Annotated in this window: 8 protein-coding genes; 3 read left to right on the top strand and 5 right to left on the bottom strand. The window is 64.4% G+C overall.

All coding sequences use genetic code 11. The annotated features are described in order from the left end of the window. Window positions 1–137 precede the first annotated feature (137 nt). Window positions 138–2,357: a carboxylesterase family protein gene (locus GJV26_RS23715; RefSeq protein ID WP_216643157.1), complete on the bottom strand. Its 2,220-nt coding sequence runs from the start codon at window positions 2,355–2,357 to the stop codon at window positions 138–140. Window positions 2,358–2,454: 97 nt separating this feature from the next. Beyond that, window positions 2,455–5,394, bottom strand: coding sequence for a TonB-dependent receptor domain-containing protein (locus GJV26_RS23710; protein ID WP_155711135.1), 2,940 nt, complete (start codon window positions 5,392–5,394; stop codon window positions 2,455–2,457). Window positions 5,395–5,953: 559 nt separating this feature from the next. On the opposite strand from GJV26_RS23710, the gene GJV26_RS23705 reads away from it, so the two are divergent. The 3 genes from GJV26_RS23705 (at window position 5,954) to GJV26_RS23695 (ending at window position 10,833) form a co-directional block, all read left to right on the top strand. After that, window positions 5,954–8,824 carry a TonB-dependent receptor plug domain-containing protein gene (locus tag GJV26_RS23705; protein WP_155711134.1) on the top strand — a complete coding sequence of 957 codons (2,871 nt, stop codon included), beginning with the start codon at window positions 5,954–5,956 and terminating at the stop codon, window positions 8,822–8,824. A gap of 214 nt (window positions 8,825–9,038) precedes the next feature. Then, entirely contained in the window at window positions 9,039–9,470 is a 432-nt protein-coding gene (locus GJV26_RS23700; RefSeq protein ID WP_173346258.1) for a nuclear transport factor 2 family protein, read from the top strand. Between the two features lie 52 nt (window positions 9,471–9,522). Beyond that, on the top strand, window positions 9,523–10,833 hold the full coding sequence (locus GJV26_RS23695) for a hypothetical protein (RefSeq protein ID WP_155711132.1): 1,311 nt from the start codon (window positions 9,523–9,525) through the stop codon (window positions 10,831–10,833). A 257-nt stretch (window positions 10,834–11,090) separates the two neighbouring features. Here GJV26_RS23695 and GJV26_RS23690 read toward each other — a convergent pair whose 3' ends face one another. The 3 genes from GJV26_RS23690 to GJV26_RS23680 form a co-directional block, all read right to left on the bottom strand. Further along, complete coding sequence (locus GJV26_RS23690; protein ID WP_155711131.1) at window positions 11,091–13,340, bottom strand: hypothetical protein; 2,250 nt, start codon at window positions 13,338–13,340, stop codon at window positions 11,091–11,093. Window positions 13,341–13,510: 170 nt separating this feature from the next. Beyond that, entirely contained in the window at window positions 13,511–14,404 is an 894-nt protein-coding gene (locus GJV26_RS23685; protein ID WP_155711130.1) for a substrate-binding domain-containing protein, read from the bottom strand. Window positions 14,405–14,429: 25 nt separating this feature from the next. After that, the gene (locus tag GJV26_RS23680) at window positions 14,430–15,977 is read right to left on the bottom strand and encodes an acetolactate synthase large subunit (RefSeq protein ID WP_155711129.1); all 1,548 of its coding nucleotides are present in this window, start codon (window positions 15,975–15,977) and stop codon (window positions 14,430–14,432) included.

The following is a 15,977-nucleotide window of genomic DNA, read 5'->3' as shown; positions in this document are numbered from 1 at the left end:
CGGGATCTACCCGATCCAGTGCCAGGAGTATGGCCGGACGCAGCGCCGCGGCGCGCCGGGTCACCATGGAGCTGTCTTCCTGGCCTTGAGTGCAGCGTTATGGCTGTTGAAAGACCGGTTCCAGGAACCTTCCGGAATCACCACGGCACCTGGGTCGCAAAGAAGCGCAGCCAGAAGTCGGTGCGCTCCGGCGTGGCGACCGGCATCATCCCCCACCCTTCCCCCAGGCGCATCACCGACGGCGTGCCGGCATCATGGGCGGGCCACCGTGGCAGGCCTGCCCCGTTAGGGTTCCCGGTCTTGACGATGTTTGCCCAGTACGACGACATCGTGTCCGCGATACGACGGTCCTCGTCGGTCCAGGGACGATCGGTCGCATACAGGTTGCCCAGCACATAATTGATCTCCGACCCGTGGTAAGCCCCCCGCGCCGGCGCGTCCGGGCCTGGCGGCGCATGATTCCAGAAATAGGTGTAGACCGGTTGCCCGGAGCCTTTCGCCCATTCACGCCCCCACGACCACGTCGAAATGCGGGAATTGTCGCGTGCCGCCTCGCTGCTCGCCAGCGCGGCCTCGTCGTCGTTACCCGCCGGATAGAGCCGCAGGAACTCGTTGGCGAGGGCGCCGAATTTCGCGTGCGCGCCTTGCCGGAAAGCCTCGAGCGTGACGTTCACCTGAGGCGACCCGGCACGCGGCGGCCCGGTTCGAGCGCGCAGGGCCGCGAACGCGGTATCTGGAACGGCTCCGGTTTCGTCGCGATTGCTGCCGGCGACGAACACCACCTTGTTCTGCGTGCCCGCCGCGAGCGTCTCGCCATAGGTTCGGGGAAGCACCCAGCCGTCGAGCACCGGCCTGAACAGCGGCGGTTTCGCGGTGCTCAGCGTGTCGACGCCCTGGTCGACCGTGTTGCTGCCGTCGATCACTTGCTGCCAGGGCATCGCGCGCAGCGCCGCCAGGTCGCGGGTTCCCCTGGCTTCGACGAAGCGCGCGCCGGCTTCCTCGGCCTGTTTCAATCGCCGGTACGACACCGAGAGATAGCGCAACTCGGGGTCGCGCGGATCGCGCGCATGGCTTTCCGCGACGGCATGCCGGAACAGTCCCGTAGCAAGCGGCGACACCGCCAGGAATCCGACCGATCCCGCGCCCGCCGATTCCCCGGCGATCGTGACGCGCTGCGGGTCGCCGCCAAAGGCGGCGATATTGCGCCGCACCCATTGCAGCACCGCGATGTCGTCGAGCAGGCCATAGTTTCCCGAGGCGCGGTGGCCCGACTCGCGGCCGCCTTCGGCACTCAGTTCCGGTGTCGAAAGGAAGCCGAGGACGCCCAGGCGATAGTTGAACGTGACCACGACGACGCCCTTGCGCGCCAGGCCCTCGCCATCGAACAGGGCGCTCGATCCGCTGCCGGTAAGGAAACCACCCGGGTAGATCCACACCAGCACGGGCCGGGGCTCGCCCCCGGATTCGGCCGCGCTCCAGATATTGAGCGTCAGGCAGTCCTCGTTCATCCCTTGCGCCGCGGCCCCGGCATCGGCATCGGCGGGCTGTGGACAGGCATGCCCGAACCGGTCGGCCTTGCGCACGCCTTGCCAAGCGACCGCCGGTGCCGGCGGTCGCCACCGCAGCGCCCCCACCGGCGGCGCCGCATAGGGAATGCCTCGATAAACCATCACCGCCGGGTCGCGGCCAGGCATACCGGTCACCAGGCCTGTCTCCGTCGGTACAGCCTTGGCGTATGTCTCCCCCGCCGGCTTGCTGGAGATGCCGACGAGATCCCCACTGGCGAGGACATGGCCCTGCATTTGCGCGACGGCCGCGTCCAATGTCGAAGGATTGGCAGCGAGCCTGGTATCGAGCGCGAAGACCTGGAAATGGTAGGGTTGTGGCGCAGCGGTGTGCGTATGCGGCCCGGCATAACCTTGCCCCGGGCCGTGCACGTTTGGCCCGTAGCTCGCACCGGCCGGTAGAACGCCGATCCCGGCGGGCAGAGACGTGGCATCGGCAGGCAGGTTGATCGCGGTGAAATGGATCGACGTGGCGGCGGTGCGCCCGCCGGCACGGGGATCGCCCTGCACGATCACTACATACGATACCGTCCCGCGTGGCCCGGGCGACCAGCGCAAGCCGGGGAAACGGTTGGCGCCATATTGTGTATGGTCGAGCGGAATGCTGTCGCCGTCCTTGAAAGCGGGACTCGTCACGGCGAGCGTTACAGCCGGTTTCCCACTGGCCTTGGCCACCGTGATGGCAAGTTCGGGCACATGCCCGACGTCGGGCGCACCGTGCGCCATGGCGGTAAACGCGAAGGTCGCGGCCAGCAGGATCGCCGGCGTGCATGTCAGCCTTTTGCTGCCCATTTTTGTTTCCTTGCAGTGAATCATCCGGGCCTGGCCCGGAGAAGGTTCCGCGCCGGCGCCAGCCACCGCGGAACCGCCGATTGCCACACTTCATCCATCAGAGCTTCATTCGAAGCCCGACCGTGAAGTAGCGGCCGATCGGATCGTCGCCCTGGGCGAAACCGCCGAACGTGCCAACCGCGCCATTGCCGGCGATGAAGGCCGCCGTGGGCGGCTGGCGGTTGAACAGGTTCTGCACGTTGAAGTAGACCTGGCCGGCGTGCCCGGCACCGAAACGGACATCCCAGCCCAGGTTGAGGTTGGTGTAAGCGACCGACGATGCATCCGGCGCCGAGACGACTTGCGTCGGATCGCCCGAGTAACGCAACCGGCTGCGCCACCGCTCGCTGAGATCGACCGACAGGTCGCGCACCTTGTAGTTGACGAAGAACGTGCCGCGCAGCTTCGCGCTGGCCTGGAGTGCGTTCGCGCCGTAGGCCACGCCGCCCATGTCGATGGTCTGCACACCCGGCGTCTCATAGATGATGTGCGGCTGCCAGGTCGTCAACAGGCGCAGGCCGAGCGGGTTGCCGAGCATCTTCGTGCGGTAGCCGGCCTCGAAATCGAAGCCCCTCGTCTTCATGCTGCCGATGTTGATGACGGTGTTGGTGTAGGACGTGACGGCGTTGGCGGCACTCGTGTTGGCAAACCCGAGCGGGCGCGTTTGCAGCGCGCAGTAAGGCGAGGATCCGCCGCTGGCGTAGCACGCGGCCTGGATCGATGGATTGGTACCCTGGATGTTGGTGATCGCATCGAGCACCTTGATATTGAAGTAATCGATCGAGACGCTGACGCCGGGAATCAGCTTCGGCTTGAATACGAAACCGAACGCGAAGGTCTTGCCGACCTCGGGCTTCAGGTCGGGATTGCCGCCGATGGTGACCGGCACGGTTGGGCTGAGCCCCGTCAGCAGGTCCGTGTACGACCCCGCACTGGTGGTGCCGGACTGGAACAGGTCGTTCAGGTTCGGCGCGCGGATGTCGCGCGAATAGCTGGTGCGCAGCTTGACTTCATCGCCGATGTCCCAATCGAGGCCGGCCTTGTAGGTCCAGGCGCTGCCGCTGGTGTCGTAGTTGGTGAACCGTCCCGCAAGATTCAGGTGGAGGTCCCTGGCGAAGGCCGCGTTTTTCAGCAGGGGCACATCCATTTCGCCGGCCGCTTCCTTCACGGTCTGCGACACTTTCGATCGCGGCGCGATCGTCGCATCCGCATACAGGAACGTAGCAGCGTTGCAGTTGTAGGTAATGCCCGTACAGTCGGCCCTGTCGGTCGGCATGGCGGTGCTGGTCACGGCATAGGTCTGGCGGCGCCACTGCCCCGTCACGGCGACATCGACCGGCCCTGCCCAGGTCGAGAATGGCGAACCCGATACGGTGGCCTCCACGTCATCGAGCGTGTTTTCCACCGCGAACGACGTGGCTTGCGTGATGTAGGCAAGCGCTTCCCGGCTCACCGCGGTCGGGCCGAGGATATTGAGCGGCACGCAGTTCGCATATGCGCTGGATGCGAGCGAGGCGCGGCAGACGACCTGGCCGGTAGCGGGATTGACGACCGCGTCGAGCGCCGCGGCCAGCCGCTGGTTGTTCCAGTTGTTGTCGTTACGCGTGGTGAGCTTCGCCTTCGACGTGGTGCCGGACAAGTCCCATTTCCAGCCGTTGCCCAGTTCGCCATCGAGACCACCGTTGAGGAAGTACTGCCGGCTCTTGCCGGCGGTATTGATCCGCGGCGCGTCGGCGAACACCCGCGCGACGTTGAAGCTTGCGACATTCGCCGCCGCCAGCTGGTTGCGGTACGTCTGCGCGAGGAAGGGATTGCTGGCGCCGATCGTGGCGCCGTTGAGCAGTACGTTATAGGCGCCGAAGTTTTCCGTCCGGTTGTCCGTGTAGCTGCCTTCCACATAGCCGTGCATGGTGTCGGCGAAGTCATAGTCGGTGCGCACGAACGCCTGGTTCGACCGCATCGCGCCGCGGATCGAGCCGTTGTAGTAGGCGCCGCCGCCGCCGCTTTCATAAGCGGCGTTGCCGGTTGCCGCACCGTGCACGAGCGGACTCAATACGCCGTCCTGCGCGAAGTCGAGGCCGGCGAGCGGCCCGTTGCGCACCAGGCCGCCGAACGTCGCCGTGGCGATGCGCGTATTGTCGACGAGGTGATAGGGATTGGCCGCCGTGCCGGCGCCCTGCGCGGTCCACTGGTGCGTGCCCCATGGGCGATCGGTACGGTACAGCACGCCCGGGTCGTCGCGAAACTGGTAGCTGGCGATCACATGCCCGCGGCCGCCCCACAGGTCGGTGCCGCCGGCGAATCCGATATCCCTGGTCTTGCCATCGCCGTAGGTCGAACTGCCGCCGCTCACTTGCGCCTTGACGCCCGTGAAACGGGTATCGGTAACGAAGTTGACGACGCCGGAGACTGCGTCGGAGCCATACACCGCCGATGCACCGCCGGTGACGATATCGACGCGGCGCAGCAGCATCTGCGGGACCATGTCCGTGTCGACCAGCTGGTCCTGCGTGGTAGCGGGCAGCCGGTGGCCGTCCCACAGGACCAGCGTGCGCGGAAATCCCAGGCCGCGCAGGTTCTGCACATTGCCGGAGTTGTTGGTGGTGCCGTTGCCGGAATTCTGGTTCTGGCCGCGAGAACCGGCGAAAATCGGCAGCTCGTTGATCGCATCCGAAATGCTGCCGGGCTTCGCTGTCAGCAGCTCGTCCACGCCCACTGACGTCAGCGGCGTGGGGCTCTGGCTGCCGGCACTGACGCGCGACCCGGTTACGACGACTTCACTCATCGGCTGGGCCGCAGCCGGCTCCGTGGACTGCGCATGGGCCGCGGTGCCGATGGCGAGCGTGCCAACGCCCGCCAGCGTGGACACCAGGCCGAGCGACCTGCGCCAGTCGCACGGGCCCGTCCTCGACAAGGCCAGCGCGATGCGATTGCGTGTGATGGCCGGGCGGCCTGTCCGCATGCCCTCGGCGGCGCGGCGATTTTCAACGTTTTGCATGACAAGATCTCCTTTGATACGGATCGCCTGCGCGAACCCGCTATTGTTTTTTGCTTGTACGACCAGCACAGGCGGTGGCTTCGTGCTCCTGCGTTGGCGTACCGATACTACGGCGCGTCTCGCGGGTGAGTATTTAGACGAAAGTGAGTTTCACTGACACTTTTTGGGCAGGCGCCCGGCCTTCGGGTCACCAGGCGCGTGCCGGCGGCAAGGCGCCGGTACGACATCAGGGCCCGGGTCATGAACATGCAACGAGGCCCGTAGTTGCACTACACGGCTGGAGGCAACCGCTGCCGTTTCGCGGCTGCATCGGCGATCGGCACGATGCGCGGCGCGCCTCCGAAACAGAGAAATCGTTTTCATCTTGCGACACCTTCGTCGTATCGAAAAGTGCCAGCGATTCTGCATTTCGTGCAAAGCCGCGTGCAAGGCGGGCCGATATGCTCACGTCAAAAGAGCTGTATGAAAACTACATGCCGCCTCGGTGTGAATAGGACGGCACATCACGTTGTTCCGGCAGGACGAACGGCGATACGAAAACCAAGAGGAGACAAACACCATGACCTTGCATGACTTCCCCCGCAATCTGCTTGCCGCCGCGCTCGCGGTTGCATTCCCCCTGGCCAGCAATGCCCAGACCGCGCCGGCCACGGAACAGGCGCCGGAATCGGGACAGAAAATCGAAGCCGTGGTCGTGACGGGATCGCGGGTGATCATCAATGGCGACAACAGTCCGACGCCCGTTACAGCCGTGCGCGCGCAAGATCTGCTGTCGTTGCAGCCGTCGACGATCGCGGACGCATTGAACACCCTCCCGGTCTTTTCCAGCCCACGCAACCAGACTTCGAATCCCAGTGGCGGAGCCGGTGGCGTGTCGGGCGGCGGCAACCCGGCCGCCAATCAGCTGAACCTGCGCAACCTGGGCGCCGTGCGGACCCTTGTCCTCTTCGATGGCCATCGCGTTGCGCCCACCACGGCGAACGGCACGGTCGACGTGGACATGATTCCGCAAATGCTGCTGCAGCGGGTCGACGTCGTCACCGGCGGCGCCTCCGCGGTGTACGGGTCCGACGCCATCTCCGGCGTGGTCAACTTCATCACCGACAAAGGCTTCAATGGTATCAAGACCAACATCCAGACCGGCATCTCGGACAAGGGGGATGGTCGCCAATCGCAATTCGGCGTGGCTTACGGCACGCGCCTGGGCGATAAGGCCCACATCGAGGGCAGCTATGAATTTCGCGACGACAAAGGCATCCTCTACCGCTCGTCGCGCCCGGCAACGGCACGCACGACCGTCCAGGGTGCCGGCACGGCGGCGCTGCCGTACTTCGTGGAAAGCGACACCCGGCTGGCCACCACGACTTTCGGCGGCTATATCCGGAACAGCGTGCTGGCGGGGCAGCAGTTTGCCGCCAACGGCGTGCTCGGTACCTTCGACGCGGGATCGCGCACCGGTTTCAACCCGACAGTGCCGACACAGAGCGGCGGCGACGGCGCCTACCAGGACGCCTCGCTCAAGTCACCATTGCGCAGCCACCAGCTGTTCGGCCGGCTCGACTATGACTTTACCGACACCACCCGTGGTTACATCGAGGTAGCCGGCAATCTCAAGCGCAATGAGTTTTACGCCAACTGGCCGGTGCTGAACGGCGTCACCCTGAGCCGGGACAATGCCTTCCTGGCCTCGGCTTACCGCGGCCAGCTCACTGCCGCCAACCAGGCCACCTTTTCCCTGGGAAAAATCATCCAGACCGCAGCGCGCCTGAATCCGGTCATCGACGAGCACCAGGTCTTTCTCAATGCCGGCATCGAAGGCGAGATCGGCACCGGCTACAAGTGGGATGTCGGCTACGTCCACAGCAGCTCGTCGATGAAGGTCACCAACAATAACAACATCAACCAGCTGCGCCTTGCGGCCGCCCTCGATGCGGTTACGGGTCCGGACGGCACGACCGTCTGCAGGACAACGCTGACGAATCCTGGAAGCTTCCCGGGATGCGTTCCGATGAATGTGTTCGGTCCCGCCTCGGAGAGCGCCGAAGCGATTTCCTACATCCTGAGTAACACGCATTTCAACGCCCGCACCGTGCAGGATGACGTGTCCGGCAGCATCAGTGGCGCACCGTTCAGCACCTGGGCGGGACCGGTCACGGTCGCCGCGTCGGGCAACTGGCGCCGGCAGGCATACCGGGCGAACAGCGATGCCAGCTCGGCGAATGCGTCGAACTGCGGTGCGCTAGGGCTGCGTTACAACTGCGTTTCCTCCACTACGGAATGGCTGCAGCCCTATGAAAACCGCTCGCGCGTGGCCCAGACGGTGAAGGAAGGGGCGCTGGAATTCGACGCCCCGTTGCTGAAGGACGCACCCCTGGCGAAATCGCTCAACCTGAACGGCGCCGTGCGCTACACGGATTACGACACGAGCGGCAGGTATGTGACCTGGAAGATCGGGGCCGACTGGCACATCAGCGACGAGGTCCGCCTCCGGTCCACGCGTTCACGCGACATCCGCGCCCCTACCCTCGATGACCTGTTTGCCCCCGCCACGACGATCTCTGGCTCGAATTCCACCGACAGTCTGCTGGGCATCCAGTCGATCGCGCCCAACACCACGACGTCGAATCCCGACCTGAAAGCGGAAAAAGGCGATACGACCACCATCGGCATCGTCTACAGTTCACGCCGGATCCGCGGATTGAGCCTGGCCCTGGATGCCTTCGACATCAACGTCAGCGACGCCATCACGCAGGTCCAGGGAACGAACTTCAGTTACCAGGCCGCCTGCTATGCCAGTGGCGGTACGTCGCCACTGTGTGCAACGCAGGTCCGCGCCTTGGGCAACTACACCAGTGCGCCAGGCAACGTCGTGACCCAGTGGTACAGCTTCCCGATCAACTTCGCCAAGGTCCATACCTGGGGGGCCGATATCGAGGCGAATTATGCGACGGCTATCCAGGGTCATGCTCTGACCCTGCGCGGCCTCGTCACGTGGCAGCCGCACATCAAGTACATGACGCCGGGCTTGCCGACGCTGGACATGGGGGGTGTCGCCTACGGTGCGACCGGCCTGCAGGCCAGCCCGGCCTGGCGCGCAACCGCATTCATCCGTTACAGCCCGGCCAAGGACCTGGACGTGGACTTGATGGCGCGGTGGCGCAGCACCCTGGGCCTGAGCGCCGATCCCACGCAGGTCACCACGGGGCGCGTGGCATCGTTCTACACGACCAACCTGAACATCGACTACCGGATCAAGCGCGACGTGGGGACCATCAGCCTGTATTTGAATGTGCAGAACCTGTTCGACAAGATTCCGCCAGGCGCCAATTTCAGCGGTACCCAACAAAACGTCGGCAATTTCGGCGGCTTCGCGATGGGTGACGATCCGGTCGGGCGCTATTTCGCGGCCGGTGTGCGCTTGAAGTTCTGACCCGGCGATCGTGGACGGACCGACGGCGCCGGCCCGTTCCGATACGGGTCAACGCCGGCGCTCCCCCGCTCGATGGCTGCCAGACCACCCCGCACCGTGCAGGACAGGGTTGCGGGGGATCGCCCTTGATGGCCGGCGTGCGGCAGTTGCCGGCCCGGTCGCGATGAATCCCAACCGGACGGAGTCCACGTCCATTTCCCAAAGGAGCAACGCCATGAAAAAACTGTTCAAGCATATCGTTCTGCTGTCGCTGTCGTCGTCATTGACACTGGCGGCCAGCGCCCAGGAATCGGTCGAGCAAAATATCCTGAAACTCGAAGATCAATGGTCGGAAGCGCTGGTCAAGGCGGATACAGCGTTCCTCGACCGGCTTTACGCCGACGACATCGTCTACACCCACACCAACGGCACGGTCAACACCAAGACGGAGTTTCTCGATGCGATCAAGGCCGGCAAGGCGAAATACATTTCGGTCGACCGGAGCGACGTCAAGGTGCAAAGCTACGGTGACACGGTAATTGTCACGTCCCGCGCCATCATCAAGGTCAACACCGTGACATTGCCGTCACGCCTGATCCACGTCTTCGTTCGCCGGAATGGCGAGTGGCGGCTGGCGGCATACCAGTCGACCCGCTTGCCGGATTGACGGAGATCCGTGCACGCCGCGTGGCGGCCCGACAAAATCCAAAGGAGACAGCATGAAACTTCGCACCGGCCTGATACTGGCCTTGTCCATCGCAGTAACCCAGAGTGCCGCGGGTACCGAGGGCGCGCTGAGAGCCGCCGCCGCGCGCGTCGACATTACCCCGCCCATCGATGAACTGCCCAAACCCTACAAGTCGATCTACGATCCCATCTACGTACGGGCACTCCTGCTCGACAATGGCGCGACCCGTGCCGCCGTGATCGTCGCCGATGTTCCCGCCATACAGGCTGGCATTCATGCCGATCTCATCCGGCGAGTCGCCGCGCAGGCCGGCATACCGCCGGAGAACATCCTGCTAGGTTCCAGCCACACGCACAATTCTATTCGCGTCGATACCAGCAAGTCGGGCGGCATCATCGCCGGGTCCGACGCATTCACCCGGCGCGTGATCGCGGCGACGCTGGAAGCCGTGCGCCAGGCCGCCGCCGGCCTGCAGCCGGTGCGTGCCGGCTATGGCGTGGGACAAAGCAGTCTGGTGGCGAACCGCAACGAATGGTCCGCGCCGGAACGGCGCTACATCGATGGCATCGACCGAACCGGCACGCAGTTCGTCGACCCGTCGCTTGGTGTCTTCAAGGTCGAGAGCTTGTCCGGCGACCTCGTGGCACTGGTGCTGAATTACGGCATCGAACCGGTGGTCAACGAAGCACAGGGAACCGAAATCAGTGGCGACGTGCCGGGTAGCGCAGCACGCTATGTCGAGGAGGCAGCCGGCGGCAAGGCTGTCGCCCTGTTTACCATCGCCCCGGCTGGCAGCCCGGCCTACCGCGTATGGGCCGGCCCCGATGCCGACGCGGCACGGGCGCACCGCATCATGGCGGCCATGGGCACGGTGCTGGGCGAGGAAGCACTGGCGACAGCGCGTCATATCAGCCGCACCGTGACGCAAATGCGCATCGGCGGGGGACTGAGGACGCTGCAATGCCCGGGCAAGATCACGACCCCGCAAAACCTGAAGCGCGAATGCTCCAACATGCCGGGTGCAACGGTGCCGGCATGCAGCTTCAGGGACGCGGAAGGACCGCCGGTCGCATTGAACTATGGCGTACTGCAGCTTGGCGATACGGCCATCGTGCATGCGGACGCCAATGTCGTGCCGGCGATCGGCGACAGGCTCAAACGTGCGCTGCCGCTGGCCAACGCCATGGTGGTCCTGGATAATTTCGGGCCGTTCCGCTTCCTCGTCGACGATGCCAGCTATCCGCTCAACACCTATGAAGCGACCGCGACGCGCGCAAAGCAGGGTTGCGGCGAGCAAGGCCTGATCGACGGCACTTTGCAATTGATAGAACAGCTGCGTTGACAGCGTACCTGCCCTGCGCAACGTGAAATTCTGTTGCGCGGTGCAATGACTATCCGCGATGAAGGCGCCTGGTTCCAGGCCGCGTAGCCGGGACCGGGCCTGCGAGGAGCAGAAGCCCGGCCCAACATTCATCCAGACCCGACTTTGTTTGAAACCCCGGCCTTCAGGCGACTGGGGAGGGGGATGCACACCCCTTCCAGTCTTGTGCAGTTCGACAGGCCTGAAGGCCTGTCGCATTTCGGTTGCTCGATCCCGGTCTAGTGGCGAACCGAACTTGCCGAGGCGATCGCCGACGCCGTCCTGACGGTTGCCCGCTGGATGACACCGACGTTCGACGCCGTCGAGCCGGTGTCGATCTCGACAATCACGTAGCGCCCCGAACCGGAAGCCCGCGCGGCACCGGGCGTGGCCGACGGCGCACCGTTGATATACATGTTCGTGATGGTGCCCGGGATCTTCGTACCGCCTTCATCAAGGAAATCGTAAGTGTCCATCACGACCTTATCGGTGCGGGGCTTGCCCTTGCCGTCCAGTACGGCGTCGCCTTTCATGTGGATGACCGCATTGGTCATGTCGACGTTGTATTCGATTGCCACGGCAGCGAGTTTGCCGCTCGCGCTGATCGGCGTGACGCTGGTGATGCCGGCAGTGGTGACCGTGTGATGCATGCCCTCCGGCAGCCAGCCCGGCACCGCGTCGGCGGTAACGTTGGTACCGAGTCGCAACCAGCTCGTGTTGTAGAACCGGGTTCCGGCTCCGGCCTTGCCGGTCAGGTACGAAACGACACCGCCGGTTTTGGGATCGACAAAGTTCGGCATTACCCTGCTGTACTGCTGCGGCGCCAGTTCGAACGGCTTGTTGAGGTCGAGCTTGGCACGGGCCATCTCGGTACTGCGACTCTGGCTCAACAGCCACTCATAACCGGCATTCAGGCGGCGCGACCAGATGGGGGTGGTCGTATTGGAACCACCATTGAAGGTGACCCAGCGGATCCCCATGGCTTGACCATTGTAGTTGCTGGGCTGTGACAGGAAGTTCTTCAGCGACAGCTCCTGGTCGGCGAGTGGCGCGCTCCAGTCCATGATCCACAGCCGGGGAATCTCGAAGTCGACCAGGTCCCTGTAGAGATGATTCTGTTCTATCCAGATATTATTGGACAGGAAATTCTCGCTGGAATTCATGATCAGGATATTGTCATCCGAGGTCAGATAATAATAGTTATTGCTGTCATGACCATCGTAGACTTTTTCCCCGTTATTGCTCCAGTGGTAAGTCCAGGTCAAATCGTCTGTCGCCGGGTAGTAGCGGGGGGTGTTGGCAGGCGTCTCGGCATAGGCGGGATCGGTCATGCCGCGCGCAAACACCGTGTCCTTGTAGTAGTTCTGGCCCCATTGATTATCGTACATCAGGATCCCGGCGAAATAGTTGTCGCGCTTGACGTTCGTCTCCAGGATCATCATTCCGCCCACGGATTGCCCGGCTCCGTAGAGATGATCGGCACTGATGGAATACGTTTTTTGCAGCTGGTCCCAGAGTTTCACCAGCGCGGAAAACTGCGCGGTGGTGCCGGTATTATCGCCGACGCGCTGGCTGTAGACCGGCACGACGACGATCAAACCGGCAAGGCCATGTTTGGTCTTGACGATCTGCTGCGCCCAGTCGGAAGCGAATACGGCTGGACCGCGTGAGGCCAGCACGGCCTGGAACGGATGCGTGCCGGTGGCGAAAGCGGGATGGTCGACGGTCACCAGCGCGTATTTCCTGGCCGGATCGTAGTCGCTCGGGACATAGAGGGCGTAATCGATGTCGACCGTGCCATACAGCCCGGTTTCTTCGGAAAAATTGTTCTCGGACGTGAATGCCGGGCCGGTCGCGCCAAAGGCACCCGGGGTGTTGGTGTAATACTTGAAGCCCTCGACGCCCTTGATGGTGTATTTGCCTGCCAGCGCAGTGCGGGCGTTCCCGGTCTGGCCTGCGGTATAGTTCAGCACTGCCCTTGTACTGGGAGTGATGGTGTGGCTGGCACTGTGCATCGTCGCCGTCTGGGTAACGCCGGCGGACAATGCTCGCAAGAAGTTCTGTTCCGAGGAATACTGGTAGTCCGTGTAGACCTCGATGATCGCGTACTTGCCCTTGCCGGAGCCGCCCGTTGCGGAAACGCCGGGCGCGTCGTTGATATAGATCCTCGTCACATCGCCGATTTGCCCGGTTCCATAATTGACGGACCTGGCGTCCCAGGCCGTCGTCCACGCATCGAGTGTGTAGTCGCCTGCCGTGACTGCGGCACCTTCGAGCTCCACGTTGTATTCGACCACGATAGCGGTCAGCTTCGCGCCGTCGGCCGCCATGGTGCCGATCGCCTGAATACCGACGATGGCATCGTCGGCCGAGATCGTGGCGATGCCCCCGCCGCTGCAGCCGGCAAGTACCACGCCTGCCAGCATCCAGGCCGGCAGGGGCGATGCGAGTTTCATGAATGCTTTCTTCAACGCGGATACGAATGCCATCGAGTCTCCATATAGTTTTATTCGAGAAATTGGCAGACGTGAAAAGCACTGCATTGCGCAGTGCCCCGGGTATGGGCTGCCCATCAGTTCCCCGGGTGAGGACGGTTGCGGCAGCGCAGTCCGCGAGAACGCGGACCGAACGCGGCATCGTCAACGTTTTCCCGCAGCGCTTATGCCAGGCTCCCCGTCACATCGTCGAACAGCTCTTCCACCGACAGCCGGCGCGGAATGATCTTCTGGTCCAGTGCCCAGTCGATCGCCAGTTGCAGGCCCTTCCGGTTCGCCTCCAGTCCGAGCGGCGGGAAGATGGCGGGAATCGATTCGGCCTGTTCGCGGCCCTCGCCGATCATCCGGTACAGCTCGCGCACGATGTCCGGCCGCTGCCTCGACACCTCTTCGTGCACGACGAAGAAGTGGTTTACCGGCACCACGCCCTCGCGCGCGAACCAGTCCTTCGCGGCGGCATGCGCATCCGGCACCAGCGTTTTCACGCGCGGGTCTTTCGGCATGTCTTCGCCCAGCAGCGCGGCGGCAAGCTCACCGTCCAGCATCATCTGCGGGATCGACGCACCCTTCGGCAGCCGCTCGGTGTTGGCCGGGTCGGTGTACTCGGCCAGGTGGCCGTCGCCCAGCGTCATCCATGTGACCTTGTCGAGATCCACGCCGTACTCGTGGCGCAGGATGCCGCGGATCCACAGCGCGGTGGTCTGCGTGTAGGTGCGCACGCCGACCCGCTTGCCCTCGATGTCCTTCGGGTCCAGGTGGCCGAAATCGCTGTTGTAGCCGGCGCAGTGGTGCTGGAAACGGCCGGAGATCGGCGCCGGCAGCAGCACATATGGCTTGCCGTAGGCTTTCGCCTGCAGGAACGTGACAATCGCCAGCTCGCCGGCGTCGAAGGCATTTTCGCGCACCATGGCCTTGAAGCCGTTGTGGGCCGGCGTGGGGCCGCAGAAATCCAGTTTCACGATGTCCGAGGTCACGCGGCCGTCGAGCAGGGCCTTCGTCACGGCGTATTCGGACAGGTTGACGCGCAAGGTCGGCACGCCGGTCAGGTCGGTAGTCATATCGCTCCTCTTAGTTTGATGGGAATTACAGGCGAACCTCGATCAGGGCCGGTCCAGGCTCGCGCGCCGAATCCACCATCGCCTTGTGGAATGCTTCGGCCGTGTCGACGGCGGCGGCACGCACGCCCATGCTCTTCGCCATCGCCAGCCAGTCGATGCGCGGGCGGTCGATATCGATCATGGCCAGCGCCTGCGGGCCCGGCGCGCCGGCGCCCATGTTGGCGTATTCCTGCTTCAGGATCGCGTAGCTGTTGTTGGCGAAGATGATGGTGGTGATATCGAGGCCCTCGCGCGCCTGGGTCCACAGCGACTGGATCGTGTACATCGCGCTGCCGTCGCCCACCATGCAGAACACGCGCCGGTCAGGGCAGGCCAGTGCCGCGCCGGTGGCGACCGGGGTGCCGTAGCCGATCGAGCCGCCCATGTTGTTGATCAGGTCGTGCGGCGCCGCGCCGACCGTCAGGCCCATGGTTTCACGGCCGGTGGTCAGCGATTCGTCGACCAGGATGCAGTTTTCCGGCAGCGCCGCGGCCAGCGCCTGGGCAATCGTGGCGGGGCCCAGCGTGCCGCTCGGCACGATGGCTTCGGCCCGTGCCTGCAGCACGGGTGCAGTGCGCGTGGCATCGAGCGCCTCGGCCAGCATGGCCAGCGCCGCTGTGCTGTCCTCGTCCACTTCGGCCAGCGCATGCACGCCGGTACCGGGCGCCTTCAGCAGGCTGGGCTTGTCGGGGTAGCTGAAGAACGCGATCGGCTCGGTGGTCTCCACCGTGATGATGTGCCTGAATCCCTTCAGGTACTCCAGTGCCTGGCCCACCGCGTAGGGGATGCGTTCCAGCGACACGCGTCCTGCCCCGCGCTCGATGCGCGCGGTGAAGAACTGGGTGGCGAGGCGGCAGCCGGTGGCGGCCTTGATGCGGCCGGCCAGCTCCAAGGCCGTGCCACGCGTGGCGCGGCCGGCCAGCACGATCAGCGTGGGCTCGCCGGAGCGCAGCACGCGCGCGATGTGCTCGACCCGTGCCGCTTCAGGCGCCTTCGCCCTGGCGGGTTGTACCGGCGGCAGCGCGGGAACATTGCCCGCCTCCAGCCATGAAGCGTCCCCCGGCAGGATCAGCGTGGCGATCTGGCCCGGATGTTCGCTGGCCTTGGCCACGGCAGTGGCGACATCCCAGCCCACGGTATGCGGCCCGTCGACGCGGCGCACCCAGTGGCTCAGCGGGCGTGCCAGGCCCTCGATGTCGGACATCAATGGCGGATCGTACTTCAGATGCGCCGCCGAATGTTCGCCGACGATATTGACCATGCCCGATCCGGCGCGTTTGGCGTTGTGGATGTTGGCCAGCCCGTTCGCCAGGCCCGGCCCCAGGTGAAGCAGCGTGGAGGCCGGCGTGCCCTTCATGCGGTAGTAACCGTCCGCTGCACCGGTGCACACGCCTTCGAACAGGCACAGCACGCTCCGCATGCGCGGATTTTCCAGCGCCTTGAGGAAGTGCATCTCCGACGTGCCCGGGTTGGCGAAACAGATGTCCACGCCCTGCCCTGCCAGGGTATCGACGAGACTTTCGGCGCCGTTCAT

Source organism: Pseudoduganella dura, from assembly GCF_009727155.1.
Classification (GTDB): domain Bacteria; phylum Pseudomonadota; class Gammaproteobacteria; order Burkholderiales; family Burkholderiaceae_D; genus Rugamonas; species Rugamonas dura.
This window is presented reverse-complemented; position numbering and strand designations above follow the sequence as displayed.